General features: G+C 74.2%; 17 protein-coding genes. 8 read left to right on the top strand and 9 right to left on the bottom strand.

Going from position 1 to position 20,045, the window contains the following annotated elements:
* Positions 1 to 8 precede the first annotated feature (8 nt).
* Positions 9 to 1,961, bottom strand: a complete 1,953-nt coding sequence (gene asnB, locus ACQP04_RS12725) for an asparagine synthase (glutamine-hydrolyzing) (protein ID WP_433507247.1) — start codon at positions 1,959 to 1,961, stop codon at positions 9 to 11.
* Positions 1,962 to 2,204: 243 nt separating this feature from the next.
* Between asnB and ctaC the strand changes: the two genes are divergently transcribed.
* Both ctaC and ACQP04_RS12735 read left to right on the top strand, forming a co-directional pair.
* On the top strand, positions 2,205 to 3,176 hold the full coding sequence (gene ctaC / locus ACQP04_RS12730) for an aa3-type cytochrome oxidase subunit II (protein ID WP_433507248.1): 972 nt from the start codon (positions 2,205 to 2,207) through the stop codon (positions 3,174 to 3,176).
* Between the two features lie 13 nt (positions 3,177 to 3,189).
* Positions 3,190 to 3,588, top strand: coding sequence for a cytochrome c oxidase subunit 4 (locus tag ACQP04_RS12735; protein WP_037040819.1), 399 nt, complete (start codon positions 3,190 to 3,192; stop codon positions 3,586 to 3,588).
* 61 nt (positions 3,589 to 3,649) lie between these two features.
* On the opposite strand, the gene ACQP04_RS12740 is transcribed toward ACQP04_RS12735, so the two are convergent.
* The 3 genes from ACQP04_RS12740 to ACQP04_RS12750 all read right to left on the bottom strand — a co-directional run bounded on the left by ACQP04_RS12740 (position 3,650) and on the right by ACQP04_RS12750 (position 6,057).
* Positions 3,650 to 4,135 (bottom strand): N-acetyltransferase family protein, encoded by a 486-nt coding sequence (locus ACQP04_RS12740; RefSeq protein WP_433507249.1) that lies wholly within the window; start codon positions 4,133 to 4,135, stop codon positions 3,650 to 3,652.
* Between the two features lies 1 nt (position 4,136).
* Positions 4,137 to 5,294, bottom strand: a complete 1,158-nt coding sequence (locus tag ACQP04_RS12745) for an acyl-CoA dehydrogenase family protein (RefSeq protein ID WP_433507250.1) — start codon at positions 5,292 to 5,294, stop codon at positions 4,137 to 4,139.
* Positions 5,295 to 5,394: 100 nt separating this feature from the next.
* The gene (locus ACQP04_RS12750) at positions 5,395 to 6,057 is read right to left on the bottom strand and encodes an O-methyltransferase (RefSeq protein WP_433507251.1); all 663 of its coding nucleotides are present in this window, start codon (positions 6,055 to 6,057) and stop codon (positions 5,395 to 5,397) included.
* A gap of 113 nt (positions 6,058 to 6,170) precedes the next feature.
* Between ACQP04_RS12750 and ACQP04_RS12755 the strand changes: the two genes are divergently transcribed.
* Positions 6,171 to 7,058: an alpha/beta fold hydrolase gene (locus ACQP04_RS12755; RefSeq protein WP_433507252.1), complete on the top strand. Its 888-nt coding sequence runs from the start codon at positions 6,171 to 6,173 to the stop codon at positions 7,056 to 7,058.
* A 27-nt stretch (positions 7,059 to 7,085) separates the two neighbouring features.
* Here ACQP04_RS12755 and ACQP04_RS12760 read toward each other — a convergent pair whose 3' ends face one another.
* Positions 7,086 to 7,760, bottom strand: coding sequence for a DUF3558 family protein (locus ACQP04_RS12760; protein WP_433507253.1), 675 nt, complete (start codon positions 7,758 to 7,760; stop codon positions 7,086 to 7,088).
* A gap of 107 nt (positions 7,761 to 7,867) precedes the next feature.
* Positions 7,868 to 8,872 carry a DNA-3-methyladenine glycosylase 2 gene (locus ACQP04_RS12765; RefSeq protein WP_433507254.1) on the bottom strand — a complete coding sequence of 335 codons (1,005 nt, stop codon included), beginning with the start codon at positions 8,870 to 8,872 and terminating at the stop codon, positions 7,868 to 7,870.
* 155 nt (positions 8,873 to 9,027) lie between these two features.
* On the opposite strand from ACQP04_RS12765, the gene ACQP04_RS12770 reads away from it, so the two are divergent.
* The 4 genes from ACQP04_RS12770 (at position 9,028) to ACQP04_RS12785 (ending at position 14,808) form a co-directional block, all read left to right on the top strand.
* Complete coding sequence (locus ACQP04_RS12770; RefSeq protein ID WP_433507255.1) at positions 9,028 to 10,743, top strand: N-acyl-D-amino-acid deacylase family protein; 1,716 nt, start codon at positions 9,028 to 9,030, stop codon at positions 10,741 to 10,743.
* Positions 10,744 to 10,844: 101 nt separating this feature from the next.
* Positions 10,845 to 12,143 (top strand): sensor histidine kinase, encoded by a 1,299-nt coding sequence (locus ACQP04_RS12775; RefSeq protein WP_433507256.1) that lies wholly within the window; start codon positions 10,845 to 10,847, stop codon positions 12,141 to 12,143.
* Positions 12,140 to 12,781, top strand: a complete 642-nt coding sequence (locus ACQP04_RS12780; RefSeq protein ID WP_433507257.1) for a response regulator — start codon at positions 12,140 to 12,142, stop codon at positions 12,779 to 12,781. Before ACQP04_RS12775 ends, ACQP04_RS12780 begins: the two co-directional genes overlap by 4 nt.
* A 314-nt stretch (positions 12,782 to 13,095) precedes the next feature.
* Positions 13,096 to 14,808, top strand: a complete 1,713-nt coding sequence (locus ACQP04_RS12785; protein ID WP_433507258.1) for an NlpC/P60 family protein — start codon at positions 13,096 to 13,098, stop codon at positions 14,806 to 14,808.
* Positions 14,809 to 14,886: 78 nt separating this feature from the next.
* On the opposite strand, the gene ACQP04_RS12790 is transcribed toward ACQP04_RS12785, so the two are convergent.
* Positions 14,887 to 16,671, bottom strand: a complete 1,785-nt coding sequence (locus ACQP04_RS12790; RefSeq protein WP_433507259.1) for an NHL domain-containing thioredoxin family protein — start codon at positions 16,669 to 16,671, stop codon at positions 14,887 to 14,889.
* Positions 16,672 to 16,721: 50 nt separating this feature from the next.
* On the opposite strand from ACQP04_RS12790, the gene ACQP04_RS12795 reads away from it, so the two are divergent.
* On the top strand, positions 16,722 to 17,528 hold the full coding sequence (locus ACQP04_RS12795; protein ID WP_433507260.1) for an Fpg/Nei family DNA glycosylase: 807 nt from the start codon (positions 16,722 to 16,724) through the stop codon (positions 17,526 to 17,528).
* 4 nt (positions 17,529 to 17,532) lie between these two features.
* Here the strand turns inward: ACQP04_RS12795 and ACQP04_RS12800 are convergent, their stop codons facing one another.
* The gene (locus ACQP04_RS12800) at positions 17,533 to 18,186 is read right to left on the bottom strand and encodes a phosphatase PAP2 family protein (protein WP_433507261.1); all 654 of its coding nucleotides are present in this window, start codon (positions 18,184 to 18,186) and stop codon (positions 17,533 to 17,535) included.
* Positions 18,187 to 18,304: 118 nt separating this feature from the next.
* Complete coding sequence (gene pgi / locus ACQP04_RS12805; protein ID WP_433507262.1) at positions 18,305 to 19,972, bottom strand: glucose-6-phosphate isomerase; 1,668 nt, start codon at positions 19,970 to 19,972, stop codon at positions 18,305 to 18,307.
* Between the last annotated feature and the right edge of the window lie 73 nt (positions 19,973 to 20,045).

Genomic DNA, 20,045 nt, shown 5'->3' on the forward strand with positions numbered 1-20,045 from the left:
ATTCGCGGCTACAGGGTGACGGGGTAGGCGGGCTCGGGGACCTCGGGGGTGATCCGGCGCTCGACGAAGATGCCGTACCAGATCAGGAAGACCAGCAGCGTCCAGATCCGGCGGCTGTGGTCGACGGGGCCCTCGCGGTGGGCGTCGAGCATCGCCTGGACCGCCGGCAGGTCGACCAGGTGGCCGGCCCCCGAGTCCCGGATGATCTCGCGCGCCCAGGCGTACATCTCGTCCCGCAGCCAGTGCCGGATCGGCACCGGGAAGCCCAGCTTGCGCCGGTTGAGCACGTGCGACGGCACGATCTGCGACAGCGCCCCGCGCAGCGCGTACTTGGTGGTGCCGCTCGCGCCGCCGGTGATCTTCTGCGCCAGCGGCAGCGCCGAGGCGACCCGGAACACCTCGGGGTCGAGGAACGGCACCCGCAGCTCGAGCGAGTTGGCCATGGTCATCTTGTCGGCCTTGACCAGGATGTCGCCGCGCAGCCAGGTGAAGAGGTCGACGTGCTGCATCCGCGCCACCGGGTCCCACTTCTCCGACGCGGCGTAGTGCGGAGCGGTGACGTCCGTGTGCGAGACCCGCGGGTCGTACTGGCGCAGGATCTCGTGCAGTTGGTCGTCCCGGAAGATCCGGGCGTTGCCGTAGTAGCGCTCCTCGAGCCGCAGCGAGCCCCGGCGCAGCAGGTCCTTGCCCCGCATGCCCTCCGGCAGCCGGCGCGACGCCCGCCCGAGCAGCGGCCGCAGCGTGCCCGGCACCTTCTCGAACGGCGACAGCGACAGCGGCTCGCGGTAGATCGTGTAGCCGCCGAACAGCTCGTCCGCCCCCTCGCCGGACAGCACGACCTTGACGTGCTGGCGGGCCTCGCGGGCGATGAACCACAGCGGGACGAGCGCCGGGTCGGCCACCGGGTCGTCGAGGTACCAGACGATGAGCGGCAGCGCCTCCATCATCTCGTCCGGCTTGACGGTCCGGACCACGTGCCGGACGCCGATCGCCGCCGCGGACTCGGCCGCGACGTCGACCTCGGAGTAGCCCTCGCGCTCGAACCCGGTGGTGAAGGTGATGAGGTCCGGGTTGTGCTCCTTGGCCAGCGCCGCGATGGCCGTGGAGTCGATGCCGCCGGAGAGGAACGCGCCCACGGTGACGTCGGCGCGCATGTGCTTGGCCACCGAGTCCCGCAGGACCTCGGTGATCTCGCCGTGCACGATCGCCTCCGCCTCGGCGCTGGCCGGGGCGTGCGAGGGCAGCGACACGAACTGCGGGTGGAAGTAGCGGTGCTGCACGGGCTGCTGCCCGGCCTTCACCGTGACGTAGGTCCCGGACTCGACGCGCCCGATCGCCCGGTGCAGCGTCTCCGGCTCGGGGACGTACTGCAGGATCAGGTAGTGCTGCAGCGCGGCCGGGTCCAGCTCGTCCGACCCGGCGATGCCCAGCTCGGGGGCCAGCTCCAGGAGGCTCTTCTTCTCGCTGGCGAACGCGACGCCGGTCGGCCCGGACGCCAGGAACAGCGGCTTGATGCCGAACGGGTCCCGCGCGACGAACAGCTGCCGCTCCCGCGCGTCCCAGATCGCGAAGGCGAACATCCCGCGCAGCCGCGTGACCGCCTCGGCGCCCCAGTGGTGGTACGCCGCGACGACGGCCTCGGTGTCGCCCTCGGTCGCGAACTCCGCGCCCAGCCCGGCGAGCTCCTCGCGCAGCTCGAGGTAGTTGTAGACCTCGCCGTTGAAGACGACGGTGTACCGGCCCGCGTCCTCGGCGGGTGCCGGCGGCCAGTGCAGCGGCTGGTGGGAGCCCGCCACATCGATGATGGAGAGCCGGTTGAAGCCCAGCACCACGTCGTCGTCGTTCCAGGTGCCGCTCTCGTCCGGCCCGCGGTGCCGAGCGCACCTCAGGGCGCCGGCGATGGCGTCGGTCCGGTCGGCCGCGTCAGCGCCGGCGGTCAGCAGTCCCAGCAGTCCGCACACAGCGAGCAAGTATGGCGGTCCCGGACCGGGGACCCCCGGACGGGTCGCGCGGCACGGGCCCGACCCCCGGGGGCGCGTCGGACCGATCTGCTCGGCTAGTCTCTACGCGTGGTCGAAGGTCCGCCCCGTCCCGGGCGTCCGGACCCTCGGCCGGACCGGCCGGACCCGAGTGGGTTTGCGCTGGTCGGAACGAGGCAAGGGTGTGGTGGGAGCACCACGCGGACGAGGGGAAGGCGGCGGGCAGTGAGCCGATCGGAGCGCGGCGGCACGACCGTGCGTGGCCGTACCGGGTACGTCCGGGCGGCGAAGCTCGCCGGCCTCGGGCTGCTGACGATTCCGCTCCTGGCCGGGTGCTCGGTCGAGGAGGTCATCCGCTTCGGGTGGCCGGTGGGCATCACGCCCGAGGCCGAGCAGATGCGTCACCTGTGGACCTGGTCGGCGATCGCCGCTCTCGTCGTGGGTGTCATCACCTGGGGCGCGATGTTGTGGGCGGTGGCGTTCCACCGCAAGAAGAAGGGCGACGACGAGTCGGTCCCACGGCAGACGCAGTACAACCTGCCCGTCGAGATCGTCTTCACGGTGATCCCGACGATCATCGTCGCGGTGCTCTTCGGCTTCACGGTCGCCGTGCAGCAGTACGTGGACAAGGACAAGCCGGCCGACCTGGCGGTCGACGTCACCGGCTTCCAGTGGAACTGGGCCTTCAGCTACCCGGACCAGATCGCGGCCGACGGCAAGCCGGTCGAGACCATCGGGACGTCGAACACGATCCCGCTGCTCGTCCTGCCGACGCAGCGGTCGATCGAGTTCACCATCGCGTCCAACGACGTGATCCACAGCTTCTACGTGCCGGAGTTCCTCTTCAAGCGGGACGTCTTCCCGATCCCGGAGAAGAACGACACGGACAACACCTTCGTGATCGACCGGATCGACCAGGAGGGCGCGTTCGTCGGCCGCTGCGCCGAGCTCTGCGGCACCTACCACGCGTCGATGAACTTCGAGGTCCGCGCCCTGAGCCCGGACCTGTACGACCGGTACATCACGCTCCGCAAGGAGAGCAACCCGGCCACGGGCGTGCCGTACACCGCCCAGGAGGCGCTGGCCACGCTGAACTGCGGCCAGTGGTGCGCCCCGGAGGCCATCACGACCCGTCCGTTCACCGACCGCGGGCAGCGCGCCCAGGCCGACGCCCAGCCCGTCGCGGCCGGGAACTGAGGGAGGACCAGCGATGAAGGTCGAATCCCGGATCTTCGAGATCTGCACCGCCTTCTTCTTCGTCGCCGCGATCGTCTACACGATCCTGACGCACGAGGCCGTGGGCATCGCCGCGCTGTTCCTGACCGGCGGGCTGTCGCTGATCATCGGCACGTACTTCCGGTTCGTGTCCCGCCGGCTCGAGGAGCGCCCCGAGGACAACCCGGAGGCCGAGGTCTCCGACGGCGCGGGCGAGGTCGGCTTCTTCTCGCCCGGCAGCTACTGGCCGATCGCCGTGGCCGCCTGCGCCGCGCTGGTCGGGGTCGGCCTGGCGTTCTTCTTCTGGTGGCTGATCGTGATCGCCGGCGTGCTGCTGCTGATCGCGGTCGGCGGGCTGGTCTTCGAGTACCACATCCGCCCCGCGGACCACTGATTTCCCGTCCGACGGCGCCGCACCCCCCGGGGTCCGGCGCCGTCGGCGTTCTCGGGGGTTCTCAGAGGGTGCGGTGCATGACGTGCAGCCCCACCAGCCCGTCCCGCGGGTGCCGGAAGGCCTCGGGCACCGTGCCGACGACCGCGAAGCCGAGGGACTCCCACAGCCCGACCGCCCGGACGTTCGACGCCACCACCGCCGAGAACTGCATGGCCCGGTAGCCGCGGCGCCGCGCCTCGTCGAGCGTGAACTCCGCGAGCGCGCGGCCGATCCCGCCGCCGGCCCGGTCCGGGTCGACCATGAACCCGGCGTTGGCGACGTGGTCGCCGAGACCGGGCTGCACGGGCTTGAGCAGGGCCGTCCCGACGACGGCGCCGTCCCGCTCGGCGACGAGCGTGACCGCGGGCGGCGGGGGCATCCACAGGGCCCGGGCCTGATCCTCGGTGGTGCCGGGATCCCAGGTGTAGGTGTCGCCGGCCGCGACGACGCGGTGCCAGATCCGCCAGATCGCGGGCCAGTCCTGCGGGCCCGCGACCCGGAACGTCACGTCAGCCACGGGCCGCCGGGCCGAGCGCGTCGCGCGCGATGATGACCTGCTGGATCTGGCTGGTGCCCTCGTAGATCCGGAACAGCCGGACGTCACGGTAGAAGCGCTCCACCGGTACCCCGCGCATGTACCCGGCGCCACCGTGCACCTGCACCGCCCGGTCGGCCACCCGCCCCACCATCTCGGAGCAGAAGTACTTCGCGGCGGCCGGCCCGGCGATCTTGTCCGTGCCGGCGTCGAACGCCTTCGCGGTCTCCAGCACCAGCGCGCGCCCGGCGTAGTAGTCGGTGACCGAATCCGCGACCAGGCCCTGGATCAGCTGGAAGCGGGCGATCGGCGCGCCACCCTGCTCGCGGGTCTTCGCGAACTCGGTGGTCTCGTGGACCAGTCGGGCGGCCATGCCCGCACACACCGCGGCGATGTGCAGCCGGCCGTGGGCGAGGCACTTCGCGGCGATCCGGAAGCCCTGGTCGACGCCCTCGTCGCCGCCGACGACGTTGTCGTGCGGGACGCGGACGTCGTCGAGGTGCACGTCGGCGGTCCACGCGCCGGACTGCCCCATCTTCTTGTCCTTCGGCCCGATCGACAGCCCCGGCGTGTCCTTGGGCACCAGGAAGGTGGAGATGCCGCGGTTGCCCTTGGCCTCCGGGTTGGTCCGGGCGAAGACCATGATCACGTCGGCGACGGGGGAGTTGGTGATGTACCGCTTCGAACCGTTGATCACCCAGTGGTCGCCGTCCCGCTTCGCGGTCGTGGCCAGCGCCGACGGGTCCGAGCCGGCGTCGGCCTCGGTGAGCCCGAACGAGGCCGTGACCTCGCCCGACGCCAGCCGCGGCAGCCAGGCCTTCTTCTGCTCCTCGGTGGCACCCTCCAGCAGCACGTGCCCCGCGATGCCGTTGTTCGTGCCGAACAGCGACCGCAGCGCCGGGGTGGTCCAGCCCAGCTCCATGGCCAGCTGCACCTCCTCGTACGCGGAGAGCCCCAGCCCGCCGTACTGCTCGGGGATGGTGAAGCCGTAGAGGCCCATCCCCTTGCACTGCGTGACGATCCGCTCCGGGATGACGTCCTGCTCGTCGATCTGCTCCTCGAGCGGCACGACCTCGGTGCGGATGAAGTCCCGCACGGATTCCAGCACGTGTGTCAGGTCGTCGGCGTCCACCACTGCTCCTCTCGTTCCCTCACCACCGACGCTACTTCAGCGCTGATGGATCGCTCCGCAGGCCGCGCTCAGCGCCGATGCGAGCTCCGCGGGCTCCGCTTCAGCGCACCCGGGCCAGGACGAATCCGTCGTACCCCTTGGCGCCGACCGTCTGCACCGCCGTGGCCTCCAGCCGGTCGTCCTTCTCCAGGGCCGCGAACATCCGCCGCGTGCCGTCCGTGGGCGGGTCGCCGCCCGTCAGCACCCGGCCGGCACGCACCACGTTGTCGACGACGATCACGGTGCCGGGACGGCCGAGCCGGACGGCGTGGTCGAGGTAGGCGGCGTTGTTCTGCTTGTCCGCGTCGACGAACACCAGGTCGAACGGGCCCTCGAGCGTCGGCAGGGTGTCCAGCGCCGCCCCGACGCGGATCTCGACCCGGTCGGCCAGCCCGGCGTGCTCGAGGTTGGCCCGCGCGACGGCGGCGTGGTCCGGCGAGTACTCGCAGGTCACGAGCATGCCGTCGACGGGGAGGGCGCGGGCGAGCTCGATCGTGGAATAGCCGCCGAGCGTGCCGATCTCCAGGATCCGGCGGGCGCCCGCGATCCGGGCGAGCAGGTGCAGGAAGCGACCCTGGGTGGGGGAGACGTCGATCGCCGGCAGCCCCGCCTCGGCGTTGCGCGCGAGCGTCGCGCCGAGCACCGGGTCCTCGGGCAGGAGGGCGGCCTCCAGGTAGCGGTCGACCCTGCCCCAGACGTCGCGGTCCCCCGTGCTCTCGCTCATGCCTCCACCCTGGCCCTCCGGTTGGCCGGCGGCCAGCGTGATCGATGGTCCCGACGGTGTCGGGTCGGCCACGCGTCCGGTCGGGGCGCGGCCGACGGCCTAGGGTGCGGTACATGTCGGAAGCGAACGATCCGGGGCCCGCGCGGCGGGTCCCGGCCGGGGAGCGGGTCGTGTTCGACGGCACCGTCGGCAAGCTGGTCGGCGACCGCTGGCCCGCCGTCGGCGAGCGCCGCGGGCCCGCCCTCCTGCTGCACGGCGGCGGCCAGACCCGGCACTCCTGGTTCCGCACCGCCGCGGCGCTGGCCGAGGCGGGCTGGGACGCGACCGCGCTCGACGCCCGCGGGCACGGCGACAGCGACTGGGCGCCCGACGGCGACTACGGCACCGACGCCCTCAACGCCGATCTCGCCGCCGTCGTCGAGCAGGTGGGGGAGCCCGCGCTGCTGCTCGGCGCCTCGATGGGCGGAATGACCGCACTGGTCACCGAGGGCGAGCAGGGGGGCGTGGCCCGGGCGCTGGTGCTGGTGGACATCGTGCCCCGGGTCGAGCCAGACGGCGTCGCGCGGATCATGGCGTTCATGGGCGCGAACCCGGACGGCTTCGGCTCGCTCGAGGAGGTCGCCGAGGCCGTGCGGGCGTACAACCCGCACCGCAAGCGCCCGCCGAACCCCGAGGGCCTGCGCAAGAACGTGCGGCTCCGGGAGAACGGCCGGTGGTACTGGCACTGGGACCCCGCCTTCCTCCGGGTCGGCGACGAACCCCGCCGCTCGACGACCCATGAGCGCGCCGCGGCCGCCGCCGCGCGCGTGACCGTGCCGACGTTGCTGGTCCGTGGCGCCCAGTCGGACATCGTGAGCGAGGACGGCGTGCAGGAGCTGCTGCGGCTGATCCCCGGCTCGGTGCACGTCGACGTGTCCGCCACCGGCCACATGGTTGCGGGCGACGACAACGACGTCTTCACCAGCACCGTGCTCGGCTTCCTGGCCGACCACGAGGTCTAGCCCGACGGCCTAGCCGGGCGCGCTCGGTCAGGCGTTGTCGAGCGCGACCCGGGCGATCGCCGTCGCGGCGTCCCGCGTCTGCTGCTCGGTGCCCGAGCCCTGCAGCGAGACGTCGATCGTCGCCCCGCCGCTGCGCACCAGCAGCCCGCCCAGGCCCTCCGGGAAGTCCCGGTCGCTGTAGAAGAACAGCGCCTGGTCGCCGAGCCCGGGCACGTCGACGCCCGGCACCCCCACCGAGCTGCGCGAGGCCGCCGCCTTGGCGTCGAACCGTGAGCCGGACTCGACGCCCACGCTCAGCCCCGGCACCGTGCCCGACGCCGGGTACGCGCACACGCTCCGCGAGGTGCCCGCGGTCGGGGTGGGAGTACCGAAGGCCAGTCCGGTGGCCTGCGCGATCTCCTCCTGCGGGACCAGCGCGCAGGCCTGCGGCAGCGGCCCGCCGTCGCGGGCCGGGTTCGGCTCGCCCGGTGCGATGCCCGCCGACGGCCCCGCAAGGGCCGACGGTGCCGCCGACAGCGACGCCGGAGGCGCGGCCGGGCTCGACGACGCGGCCTGGTCCCCGCTCCCGCCCCCGCAGCCGCCCAGCGCGAGGGCACTGACGAGTGCGCCGACCAGCGCGGACGTGCGGAGGACACCGCGCGGGCCACGATGCGGGAAGCGGTGGGAGGAGCGCTGCGGGAACCGGACGGATCGGACGCGCATCCGCCGAGGGTAGCGACGCGCGGTGAACGACCCGCGACCGGGAGTGAACCCCGTCCGGCGCCACCCGGAGGGGCGTCCCCGGCCTCGCACCCGGGACGCCCCACCCCTCACCCGATCAACGCCAGCGGCTCCGGCCGCGGGCGCCGGGCCCGGGGCACCCGGGCCGCCGGGACCGGTTCCGGCACCACGGCCATCTCCGGCAGCCGCCGCCCGGCCGCGCGGATCAGCACCGCGGTCCACGTGCGGAACGGCCGCCAGGGTTCGGCGATCCGGGTCAGGTCCGCCGCGGTGGCCGGGCCGTCGAGGCCGTAGGCCGCGCCTACCAGGGCGGCGAGCCGCGGCTCGTCCGCGACCAGCGCGTCCTGCACCCCCGACGCGCGCAGGTGGATCAGGGTCGCCGCGAACGCGCCGATCCCGGGCACCGTGCGCAGCCTGGCCCGGACCTCGTCCGGGTCGCCCTCGCGCAGGGAAGTGGGATCGAGCAGCCCGGCCTCGGCGGCCCGCGCCACCGCCCGCAGCCGCTCCTGCTTGAGCTCGGGCAGGCCGGGCAGGCGATCGGCGGCCAGCAGCTGCGCGGGCGTGGGCACCGCGGCCGCCTCCTCGCCGGCGACCTCCAGCACCCGGCCGCACCCGCGGGCGAGCCGCTCGCGCGCCGCGAGGGACTGTCGCCGCCCCCAGCGCTGGGAGAGCACGCACCACAGCGCGGCCTCCCAGGGCGAGGCGAACAGCACGGGCCGCAGGCCCGGCGCGGCCGCCATGATCCGACCGATCAGCGGGTCCCGCTCGCCGACCTCGGCGAACGCGGCGCCGTCGCCGTCGAGCGAGAGCATCCGGGCCACCTGGTCCCGCACGGGATCGAGGGGCTCGCCCGGATCCAGCCCGCCGACGACGCCGTGCACGCCCCCGGCGTCCTGCGTGAGGGCCACCCCGACCTGGCCCCGGAGGTCGTCCCGGCAGAAGGCGAGCCGCAGCACGCCCCCGGCGAAGGCACCGCCGCCGGGCCAGTCCCCGGCCGGCTCGGCACCGTGGCCGAAGGCGCCCGCCTCCACCAGGGAAAAGGCGCCGCGGGGTCGGATCGTGAAGGTCTGCTCGAACACCGTCGACGTGGTCATGGCCGCAGCATGCCCGCCGCCACCGACAGTTCCCGGTGCTCGCACGAGTTGTCCACGACCCGTTGCTCCGGTCGGTGGTGATGCATCTGCATGACTTCCGCTCCGGGCCCGGCGTGGGATATCCAGGGAGGACCGACCGCGACGGAGGGGGCGGCATGACCGAGTTCGACCTGGTGGTCCGGGGTGGATCCGTGCTCGACGGGGACGGAGGTCCGGCCCGCACGGCGGACGTCGGAATCGTCGGGGACCGGATCGTGGAGGTCGGCCGGGTCTCCGGCACCGGCCGCCGCGAGATCGACGCGGACGGCGCGGTCGTCGCCCCCGGGTTCGTCGACGTCCACACCCACTACGACGGGCAGGCGACCTGGGAGTCCCGGCTGCAGCCGTCGTCGTGGCACGGGGTCACCACCGCGGTCGCCGGCAACTGCGGGGTCGGCTTCGCGCCCGCCCTCCCGGAGCACCGCGACCGGCTCATCGACCTGATGGAGGGCGTCGAGGACATCCCGGGCATCGCCCTGCACGAGGGCCTGCCCTGGACCTGGCTGACCTTCCCCGAGTACCTCGACGTGCTCGAGGCCCGCCCGTACGACGTCGACCTCGCCACCCAGGTCCCGCACGCCGCGCTGCGCGTCCACGCGATGGGGGAGCGGGCGGCCGCGCACGAGGAGGCCACGGCGGACGAGGTCGCGCTGATGGCCAAGCTGGCGGCGGAGGCGATCCGGGCCGGGGCGCTGGGCTTCTCCACCTCGCGGACGCTCAACCACAAGAGCATCGACGGCGAGCTCACGCCGTCCTACGGCCTGGGTGCCGCCGAGCTCGTCGCGATCGCGAAGGCCGTCGGGGAGACCGGCACCGGGGTGTTGCAGCTGGTCAGCGACTTCCCCGACGCCGAGGAGGAGTTCGCGCTGATCCGGGAGATGGTGGCGGCGTCGGGCCGGCCGCTGTCGTTCTCGCTCGTGCAGTTCCCGCAGGAGCCGGACAAGCACCGCGCGATCCTGGCCATGGTCGACCGGGCGTGGGCGGACGGGCTCGAGATCCGCGCGCAGGTCGCGGCCCGGCCCGTCGGGCTGATCCTGGGCCTGGAGAACACCCTGAACCCGTTCATGACCAACCCGGTGTGGCGCGGGATCGCGGACCTGACCCCCGGCGAGCAGGCGGCCCGGATGCGCGAACCCGGCCTGCGGGCGGAGATCCTCGCCGCGCAGACCCGGGAGAAGGAGCGCGGCCGGCTCGGCGGCAACCTGATCCACAAGTACGAGCTCATGTACGAGCTCACCGACCCGCCGAACTACGAGCCGCCCGCCTCGGCGTCGATCGCCAACCGGGCCGCCGCCGAGGGCCGGGACCCGGTGGAACTGGCCTACGACATCGTGGCCGGCGGCGGCATGCTCTACCTGGTCAGCTCGAACTACGTCGCCGGCAACCTCGACGCCGTGGGCGAGATGCTGCGGCACCCGCACGCGCTGCCCGGGCTGTCCGACGGCGGCGCGCACGTCGGCACGATCTGCGACGGCAGCTTCCCGACCACGCTCGTCCAGCACTGGACCCGGGACCGCGCCGGGGAGAAGCTCGACCTGGCCTACGTGGTGCAGCGGCAGGCCCGGGACACCGCGCGGGCGGTCGGGCTGCTCGACCGTGGCGTGCTCAAGCCCGGGTACCGCGCCGACCTCAACGTGATCGACGTCGACGGGATGCGGCTGCATCGGCCGGAGATGCGCCACGACCTGCCCGCGGGCGGGAGCCGGCTGCTGCAGCGGGTCGACGGGTACCGGCACACGGTCGTCGCCGGCCAGGAGACCTACACCGACGGCGCCGAGACCGACGCGCTGCCGGGCCGCCTGATCCGCGGGGCACGGCCCGCGCCCCGGTAGCCGGCCCGGAAACCCGCTCGGCGCCGGGTGGGGCTGGCCCTACTGTGCACCCGGGAGTGTGCCGGGTGGGGGGCGCTGCGCGGGTGGGCTTGGGTGGACGCATGAGCGAGGAGGGGATCCCGGCCGCCGTCGTCGTGCCCGGGCCGGCGGTCGGGGCGGTCCGGCGGGGGTTGTGCTACCTGGTCACGGGGCTGCCGCTGGGGGTGCTGGCGTTCGTCGTCGCGATCGCCGGGTTCGCGGCCGGGATCAGCACGGTCGTCGTGTGGGTGGGGCTGCCGATCCTGGCCGGTACGTTCGCGCTGTCCCGGCGGCTGGCCGACGTCGAGCGGCGGGCCACGGAGGCCGCCACCGGCCGCCCGCTGCCGCCGCACCACTACCGCCCGCGGCGCGGGCGCGGCGTGATCGGGATGCTGGGCCGGCTCGCCGACCCGCAGTGCTGGCGCGACCTGCTGCACGCCGTCGTCGGGTTCCCGGTCCGGCTGGCCTGCTTCGTGATCGGCGTCGCCTGGGCCGTGACCGGCCTCGGCGCCACGCTTTACGTGCTGTGGGAGTGGTCGCTGCCGCGCGGCGAGCGGACCGGGCTGGTCGACGTGATCACCGGGGTCGCGTCCCGGGCGCTCGACGTCGCCTTCACCACGCTCGTCGGGCTCGTCCTGCTGGCCACGACGCCGTGGGTGGTGCGGGGGCTCGTCGCCGTGCGGGCCGGGCTGGCACGCGGCCTGCTCACCAACCGGACCGCGGCGTTGCGGGCCCGCACCGAGCAGCTCGCCGCCGGCCGCCGGGCCGCGGTCGCCGCCGAGGCCGCCACGCTGCGGCGGCTCGAACGGGACATCCACGACGGCCCCCAGCAGCGGCTCGTCCGGCTGACCATGGACCTCGAGGCGGCCGACCGCCGGCTCGACGACGATCCCGAGCGCGCCCGCCCGCTGATCGCCGAGGCGCTCACCCAGACCCGCGAGGCGCTGGCCGAGCTGCGGGCGCTGTCCCGGGGGATCGCCCCGCCGGTCCTGGCCGACCGCGGGCTCGCCGCCGCGCTGGCCGCCGCCGCGGCGCGGTCCACCGTGCCGGTGAGCGTCGAGGTCGACCTGCCGGCGGGGGAGCGGCCGGCGGCGGCCGTGGAGAACACGGCGTACTTCGTGGTGACCGAGGCGCTCACGAACGTCGCGAAGCACTCCGGGGCGACCCACGCGACCGTCGACGTCCGGCCGCACCGCGCCGACCTCGTCGTCCGGGTGACCGACGACGGCGTCGGCGGCGCCCATCCGGCGAAGGGCCACGGATTGTCGGGGCTGTCGGAGAGACTGTCGGCCGTGGAGGGGCGGCTGGAGGTCGCGAGCCCCGAGGGCGGGCCGACGGTGATCACGGCATGGATCCCGCTGGCCGGGTTGGAGGACGCGTGAGGGTGGTGTTGGCCGAGGACTCGTTGCTGCTGCGCGAGGGTCTCGTGCGGCTGCTCGACGAGGCGGGCGCCGAGGTGGTGGCGGCGGTCGGCGACGGGGCGGCGCTGGTCACCGCGGTGAAGGAGCACCGGCCGGAGGTGGCGGTCGTCGACGTGCGGATGCCGCCGAACTTCACCGACGAGGGGCTGCGGGCGGCGCTGGAGATCCGCCGCGAGTGGCCGGACACGGCGATCCTGGTGCTGTCCCAGTACGTCGAGGAGTCCTACGCCTCGGACCTGCTGGCGGCGGGCGGGGGAGTGGGGTACCTGCTCAAGGACCGGGTCTCCCGGCTCGCCGAGCTGTCCGACGCACTGGAGCGGGTCGTCGGCGGCGGGACCGTGCTCGACCCGGAGGTCGTGTCCGCGCTGCTGACCCACCGCAGGCGCCGCGATCCCGTCGAGTCGCTCACTCCCCGTGAGCGCGAGGTGCTCGGCCTCATGGCCGAGGGCCGGACCAACACGGCCATCGGCCGCGACCTGGTGATCACGCAGGGCGCCGTGGAGAAGCACATCTCGTCGATCTTCACCAAGTTGGGGCTCGCACCGTCGGGTGACGACCATCGACGGGTGATGGCGGTCCTCGCCTGGTTGCGGGCCTGACGCGCCCGTGGGCCCCGGATCGTCCCCGTCCGTGTGATGGCGGATGCGGCGCGTGTCCGCCACGCTCTCGCCGGTCCAGTCGGGGCGACCGGTCGGGGGAAGAGTCGATGGCGCTGCGCGAGCGTGTGCCGGCAACGGGGTCACGATCCGTCACGAAGCGGGCGGGCCGGCATCGGGCCGGGTCGCACCGGCCCGCGATCGTCGTGCCGGAGCAGCGGGGGACCTCCCACCGCTGGATCACCGCGGAGGCCGACGAGCGGGCGCGGCGGCGTGAGTCGCGGCGGCGGGCGGGTACCGAGAGGGAGACGCGGTCGGTGCCCCCGCAGGCTGCAGGCGGTGCGGCCGTCGGGTTCGACACCGGGGCGGAGAGCCGGTCCCTGCGAGCGGAGGCGGCGCGGAGCGCGGCCGCCGGCCTCGCGGGGGCGCGGCTGGCCACGGCGCTGGTCGGGCGGGTCGTCGCGGGCTGCCACCGCGAGGCAACCACCCGGATCGCCGATCGGATCGCCACCGTCCGCGCGCCGCTGCCGGAGCCCGGCGTCGTCGAGCGTGAGCCGGAGCCCGGCGTCACCCGGACCCTGCCGGTCCGCTACCGGGGTGTGCCGACGCGCCGCCGGCCCCGGCTGGCCGCCGGCGTGTGGGTCCTGCTCGGACTGCTGCTGGTCGTGGCGGTCGCCGTGCCGTCGGCGGTGCGGCAGGCCGGGATCGCGACGACCGCCGACGCGGCCGCCGAGCGATTCCCCGGCGTCTTCCCCCAGAACACCGAGCCGGGGGCCGGCGGCGGACCGGTCGCGCCGGCACCCGCCGAGTTCACGACCGCGCTGCCCGACGGGCGTGCGCAGGTCGCGATCGACGCCGCCCTCTCGCAGGTGGGGGTGCCCTACCAGTGGGGCGGCGACGGACCGGCCGCCGGCGACCAGGGCTTCGACTGCTCGGGGCTGACCGTGTTCGCCTACGGTGCCGCCGGCATCACCCTGCCGCGCACCGCCCACACCCAGTACGTCGCGGGTCCGCACGTGCCCGCCGACGCCGCGCTGCAGCCCGGCGACCTCGTCTTCTACGGCACGCCGTCCGCGGTGCACCACGTCGGCGTCTACCTCGGCGACGGCCGGATGGTGAACGCGCCGACCTACGGCCAGCCGGTCCGGACCTCGTACTACCGCTGGCGCGGCGACGACTATCTCGGCGCGACCCGGCCCGCCGCCCCCGGCCCGCGCACCAGCGGAATGCTGCAGGTGCTGCCGGAGCCTCGCGTCACCTCGCCCAACGGGTGGCCGAAGACCTTCGACGCCCCGGCCGCGCCGGCCCCCGCCGCCGCGATCGCCCCGAGCGAGAGCCTGCCGCCGGAGTCCGTGACGGCCGCCGCGGCGATGGCGGCCTCCGTCGGACCGCTCGGCGTGGTCGACGGCGCGGTGCCGAGCGGGGCCGGTGCGGGATCCACCGGAACCGTGTTCGGCGAGCCCGCGGCCGCCCCGGCCACCGGCCCGGCCTCGGCCGGGCAGGTGTGGCGGCCCGCCGCGGCGACGTGGCGGTTGCCGGCGGCCGGGGACGTGAGTGGCGACGCCGCCTCGGCTCCGGCGGCCGGGGACGTGAGTGGCGACGCCGCCTCGGCTCCGGCGGCCACAGGCCCTGCCGACCCCGCCCGGTCCGCTGTCGCACCGGCCGGGGACGTCCCGGCCGCCCAGGCACCGACCGTCGGCACCCTGACCCTGCCCGGCGGCGAGCTCCCGCTGGTGGCGGCGCGGCTCGACGAGGCCGGCGTCCCGGTGGCGCCCGAGCCGGGCACCGCCGCACTCCTCGACGAGGGCGACGCCCAGCTCGTCGTCCTGCGCTCGGCCGACGACCTCCCGCTCGACCAGCAGCTCACGGTCGCCGTGGACGGCTCCGACCCGCGCTCCCGCACGGTGGTGGAGGCGGCGTCGATGTCGGCGCAGGAGCTGGCGGAGCACATCCGTTCGCTGCCGGCGGGGGAGTTCCAGGTCGTCGCCCCCGCCACCGACGCCACCTGGAGTGTCGCCGAGCTCGAGTAGTGATCGTCGTCCCGGTGCGTTGAGGGCGGTGACGCCCGCCCTCAGCGTATGGAAGCGACGATCACGACCGCCGGCCCGTCACCGCCCGTCGACCGCCCGCAGGTCGAGCACGAGCTCGGCCGGGGCGGTGCCGTCGCCCTCCACCACCCGCACCGGCACGCCCCAGTCCTGCTGGTACCGGTGGCAGGCGGCGAAGACGGCGTCGCCCTCGTCGCAGGCCGCGGCGGCGACGCTCACCGACAGCACCCCCTCGCCGGGGGCGAGGACGAGCGAGCGGACCAGGCCGGGCGCGGTGCCGCCGCCCTCGACCAGCAGCGATGCCGGCGACGCGTCCACCGTCAGCACCGTCGGGTCGCCGAAGCGCGTGTCGAGGTGCTGCCCCGTCGGCGGGATGAAGTCGATCGTGAGCGCGACGGGCCCGGCCGCGAGGTCGGTGCGCGGGCGGCGGACGGTGTGGGCGCCGGCGTCGACCAGCGCGCCGGCCGGGATCGGCAGCCGCACCAGGCGGTGCGCCGCCGACTCCACGACCACCAGCGTCTCCCCGTCGACGAGGACGTCGCTGGGCTCGGCGAGGTCCTGCGCCAGCGTGGTCACCTGCCCCCCGGCGATGCGGCGGAGTGCCCCGTTGTAGGTGTCCGCCACGACGATCGAGCCATCGGGCAGCACCCCGACGCCGAGCGGGTGCTGCAGCAGCGCCTCGCGGGCCGGGCCGTCGCGGAACCCGAAGTCGAACAGGCCGAGCCCGACGGCGGTGCTGACCTGGGGTGTCGCGTCGAGGTCGAGGGCGCGCACGGCGGAGGTCTCGGCATCGGCGATCCAGAGCGTGTCGCCGGCGACCGCCAGCCCGGACGGCTGGGCGAAGAACGCGTCGGTCACCGGCCCGTCGCGGAGTCCCTCGGTGGTCGTGCCGGCCAGCACGACGAGCTCCCCGGAGACCGGCGAGAAGGTCCACAGCTGGTGCCACCCCGCCATCGCGACGACGATCCGGCCGCGCCACCACGCCACGTCCCACGGCGTCGACAGCTCGGCCGCGGAGCTGCCGGGCTCCACGCGCTCGCGCAGCGGCGAGCCGGTGCCCGCGACCGTCGTGACGTGCCCGTCGGCGAGCCGCAGCCCGCGCAGGGCATGGTTCACCGAGTCGGCGACGACGACGTCGTACCCCACCTCGGCAGCCACCTCGGCCGGCAGCACGGCCAGCCCCTGCGGCTCCGAGAACTCCGGCGAGGCGCCGTCGCGGAACCCACGCGCGCCCGTCCCGAACCGCCGGACCTCGCCGAGCTCCGCGTCGACCTGCACCACCTGGTGGTGCGCGGTGTCCGAGACCAGGAAGCCGCCGGGCACCGCCACGACCTTCCCCGGGAACCGCAGCGCGGTCGACGGCGGCGGGGGCGCGACGTACGGCCCGTCACCCCGGCGGAGCGTCCCCTTCGCGGTGTGCTCGGCCACCAGCTCGCGGATCAGCACCGCCAGGCCGTGCGCGTGCCCCTCGCCCGCCATCTGCGCGACGACGTACCCCTCCGGGTCCACCACCGCGAGCGTCGGCCAGGCGCGGGCGGCGTACGCGTCCCACATCGCGAGGTCCGGGTCGTCGAGCACAGGGTGGTGCACGCCGTACCGCTCGACGGCCGCCTCGACCGCCGCCGGATCGCCCTCGTGCGCGAACTTCGGCGAGTGCACCCCGACGACCACGAGGACGTCGGCGAACTCCTCCTCGACCGGCCGCAGCTCGTCGAGCACGTGCAGGCAGTTGACGCAGCAGAACGTCCAGAAGTCGAGCAGGACGATCTTGCCGCGCAGATCCGGCGCCGCGCCGCCGGTGTTCAGCCAACGACGTCCACGCAGCTCGGGAGCCCGTATCCGCATCACGGACGGATCAACGCGCGGGACCGCCGCCGCTGTTCCAGACTGGGGACGTGCCGGAACTGCCCGAGGTGGAGACCGCGCGGAAGGTGCTCGAGGAGGCCCTGGACCGCGAGATCAGGTCCGTCGACGACAACGACGAGTGGGTGTGCCGGCCCCATCCGCCGGGCGAGATCGCGAAGGCGCTGGTCGGCGGCCGGCTGACCGCGGCCCACCGGCGCGGCAAGACGATGTGGTGCGAGACCGTCAACCGGGACGGCGAGGAGGGTCCGACGCTCGGCGTGCACCTCGGCATGGGTGGGCGCGTGATCGTCACGAACTCCGACGGGGAACGCGTCGGCGGCGGCCCGGAGCGACCGGACCGCCAGCCCCGCAAGCCCGAGTGGGACCGGTTCACCATGAACTTCGCCGACGGCGGCCGGTTCCGGCTGTTCGACAAGCGTCGGCTGGGGCGGATCCGCCTCGAGCCGGACCTCTCGGGTCTGGGGCCCGACGCCGAGGAGATCACCGCCGCCGACTTCCGTACCCGGATCGCGCGCAGCCGGTCCGCGGTGAAGGCGCGGCTGCTGGACCAGTCGGTGATCGCGGGCGTCGGGAACCTCCTCGCCGACGAGACGCTGTGGCGGGCCAGGATCAACCCGGCGGCGCCCGCGGACGAGCTGGAGCGCACGGAGCTCGACCGCCTGTACCGCAACCTCGAGAAGTCCCTGAAGTCCGCGATCGCGAACGGCGGCGTGCACACGGGCGAGGTGATCGAGCACCGCCACCCCGGCGGGCACTGCCCGCGGTGCGGAGCCGAGATGCGCCACGGGACCGTCGGCGGCCGCAGCACCTGGTGGTGCTCGAAGGAGCAGCAGTAGCCGGTCAGCTCAGGGCGGGCTCCGGGTGCCGGGCGCGCCACCACAGCAGCACCCCCGTGCACACCGCGAGCCAGGCGGCGCCGGTGGCCCAGCCCGCGACGACGTCACTGAACCAGTGCACGCCCAGGTAGATGCGGGTGTAGCCGATCCCGCCGATCCACGCCGCCGCGACCAGCAGGGCGCCGAGCCGCAGCGGGCCGGTGAGGTGCGGCCAGGCCAGCACGACGAGCGCCCCGACGACGACCATCGACATCGTCGCGTGGCCGGAGGGCAGTGACTCGTTCCCGGCCTCGACCAGGCGCACCGCCAGGGGCGGCCGCGGACGGTCCAACATGCGTTTGGCCAGCGTGAACACCACGCTGGCCCCGGCCATCGTGGCGATCAGCCACACGCCGTCGACCCGCCGCCCGCGCAGGATCAGCACGATGCCCGTGACCACGGCGAGCACCGCCATCGCGGCGGTGCTGCCGAGGTTCGTGAACACGACCAGGATCGCGGTGACCCCGACGGAGCGGCTGTCGATCGCCCCGGCGAGGGCCGAGCCGTCCTCGTCCGCGGGCCCGACGCCGGTGAACGCGGCCCAGATCAGCCCGGCCGCCAGGGCGAGCAGGAGGACGGAGCAGGTCGCGGTGAGCGCGAGGACGCGGCGGCCGGGCACCCCACCACTCTGCCCACGCCGGACCGCCGGCGCCCGCCGACCGGCCGGATCCTCAGCCGCAGCTCAGGAGGGGTCGTGAGTGCCTACTGCCCCTGGAGGGGCAGTCGGCACTCACGGGTCAGCTGCGGCCGCGCAGGGTGCGGTACCGGCGGATGAGCGCGGCGGTGGAGGCGTCGAGCGCGGAGAAGTCCGGGTCGTCGCCGTAGAGGGCGGGGCCGAACTGCTTCGCCATCACCTTGCCCAGCTCCACGCCCCACTGGTCGAAGCTGTCGATGCCCCAGATCGTGCCCTCGACGAAGGTCTGGTGCTCGTAGAAGGCGATGATCTGGCCCAGCGTCGACGGCGTGAGCTTCGGCGCGAGGATCGTCGAGGTGGGCCGGTTGCCGGGCATGACCTTGTGCGGCACGACGTCGGCCGGGGTGCCCTCGGCCTCGATCTCCTCCTTCGTCTTGCCGAAGGCGAGCGCGGCCGTCTGCGCGAACAGGTTGGACATGAACAGGTCGTGCATGTCCGCCCCGGATCCATCGGTGCCGCCCTCGCCCGGCAGGTCGTGGTTGGGCTCGGCGAAGCCGATGAAGTCCGCCGGCACGAGCCGGGTGCCCTGGTGCAGCAGCTGGTAGAAGGCGTGCTGGCCGTTGGTGCCCGGCTCGCCCCAGAAGATCTCGCCGGTCTCGGTGGTGACCGGGGTGCCGTCGGCGCGCACCGACTTGCCGTTGCTCTCCATCGTGAGCTGCTGCAGGTAGGCGGGCAGCCGGTGCAGGTACTGCGAGTACGGCAGCACCGCGTGGGTCTGGGCGCCGAAGAAGTTGTCGTACCAGACGTTGAGCAGGCCGCTGATCACCGGCAGGTTCGCGGTCAGCGGGGCGGTGCGGAAGTGCTCGTCGATCGCGTGCATGCCGGCGAGGAACTCGGCGAAGCCCTCCTTGCCGATCGCGACCATGAGCGAGAGCCCGATCGCGGAGTCGACGGAGTAGCGGCCGCCCACCCAGTCCCAGAAGCCGAACATGGTGGCCTCGTCGATGCCGAACTCGCGGACCTTCTCGGCGTTCGTCGACACGGCCACGAAGTGCTTCGCGACGGCCTTCTCGTCACCCAGGCCGTCGACCAGCCAGGTCCGGGCGTTGCGGGCGTTGGTGAGCGTCTCGAGCGTGGTGAAGGTCTTCGACGAGACGATGAACAGCGTCGTCGCCGGGTCGAGGTCGTGCGTGGTCTCGGCCAGGTCGGTCGGGTCGATGTTCGACACGAACCGGCACTCGATCTCGCGCAGCGAGTAGTCCTTGAGCGCCTCGTACGCCATGACGGGGCCCAGGTCCGAGCCGCCGATGCCGATGTTGACGACGGTGCGGATCCGCTCGCCGGTGGCCCCGGTCCACTCCCCGGAGCGGACCCTGTCCGTGAACTCGCCCATCCGGTCGAGCACGGCGTGGACGTCCGCGACCACGTCCTGGCCGTCGACCGTCAGCGAGGCCGTTCGCGGCAGCCGCAGCGCGGTGTGCAGCACCGCCCGGTCCTCGCTGGTGTTGATGTGCGCGCCGGAGAACATCGCGGTGATCCGGTCCGGCAGGCCGGCGGCCTCGGCCAGCGCCACCAGCTTCGGCAGCGTCTCGCCGGTGATCCGGTGCTTCGAGTAGTCGAGGACGAGGTCGGCGCCCTGGACGGTCATCGCCTCCGCCCGGCCGGCATCGGCGTCGAACAGCTCGCGGAGGTGCGCCGGCTCGACGGCCGCGTGGTGCTCGGTCAGGGCCGCCCACTCCGGGGTCGCGGTGATGTCTCGGGGGTTGTCCACGCCGGACATCATGCCCGCGTCCGGCCTGCCTGACACGTCCCGCGGACCGGCCGTCGGTGGGTGTGGCTACCAC

Source organism: Pseudonocardia halophobica (assembly GCF_050948485.1).
Lineage (GTDB): Bacteria > Actinomycetota > Actinomycetes > Mycobacteriales > Pseudonocardiaceae > Pseudonocardia > Pseudonocardia halophobica.

Bases quoted from the DNA above. Each gene is read 5' to 3' on its own strand.
- ACQP04_RS12735 (WP_037040819.1), top strand. From the start codon at position 3,190: ATGAAGGTCGAATCCCGGATCTTCGAGATCTGCACCGCCTTCTTCTTC.
- ACQP04_RS12750 (WP_433507251.1), bottom strand. From the start codon at position 6,057: ATGAGCGAGAGCACGGGGGACCGCGACGTCTGGGGCAGGGTCGACCGC.
- ACQP04_RS12755 (WP_433507252.1), top strand. From the start codon at position 6,171: ATGTCGGAAGCGAACGATCCGGGGCCCGCGCGGCGGGTCCCGGCCGGG.
- ACQP04_RS12760 (WP_433507253.1), bottom strand. From the start codon at position 7,760: ATGCGCGTCCGATCCGTCCGGTTCCCGCAGCGCTCCTCCCACCGCTTC.
- ACQP04_RS12765 (WP_433507254.1), bottom strand. From the start codon at position 8,872: ATGACCACGTCGACGGTGTTCGAGCAGACCTTCACGATCCGACCCCGC.
- ACQP04_RS12770 (WP_433507255.1), top strand. From the start codon at position 9,028: ATGACCGAGTTCGACCTGGTGGTCCGGGGTGGATCCGTGCTCGACGGG.
- ACQP04_RS12775 (WP_433507256.1), top strand. From the start codon at position 10,845: ATGAGCGAGGAGGGGATCCCGGCCGCCGTCGTCGTGCCCGGGCCGGCG.
- ACQP04_RS12790 (WP_433507259.1), bottom strand. From the start codon at position 16,671: ATGCGGATACGGGCTCCCGAGCTGCGTGGACGTCGTTGGCTGAACACC.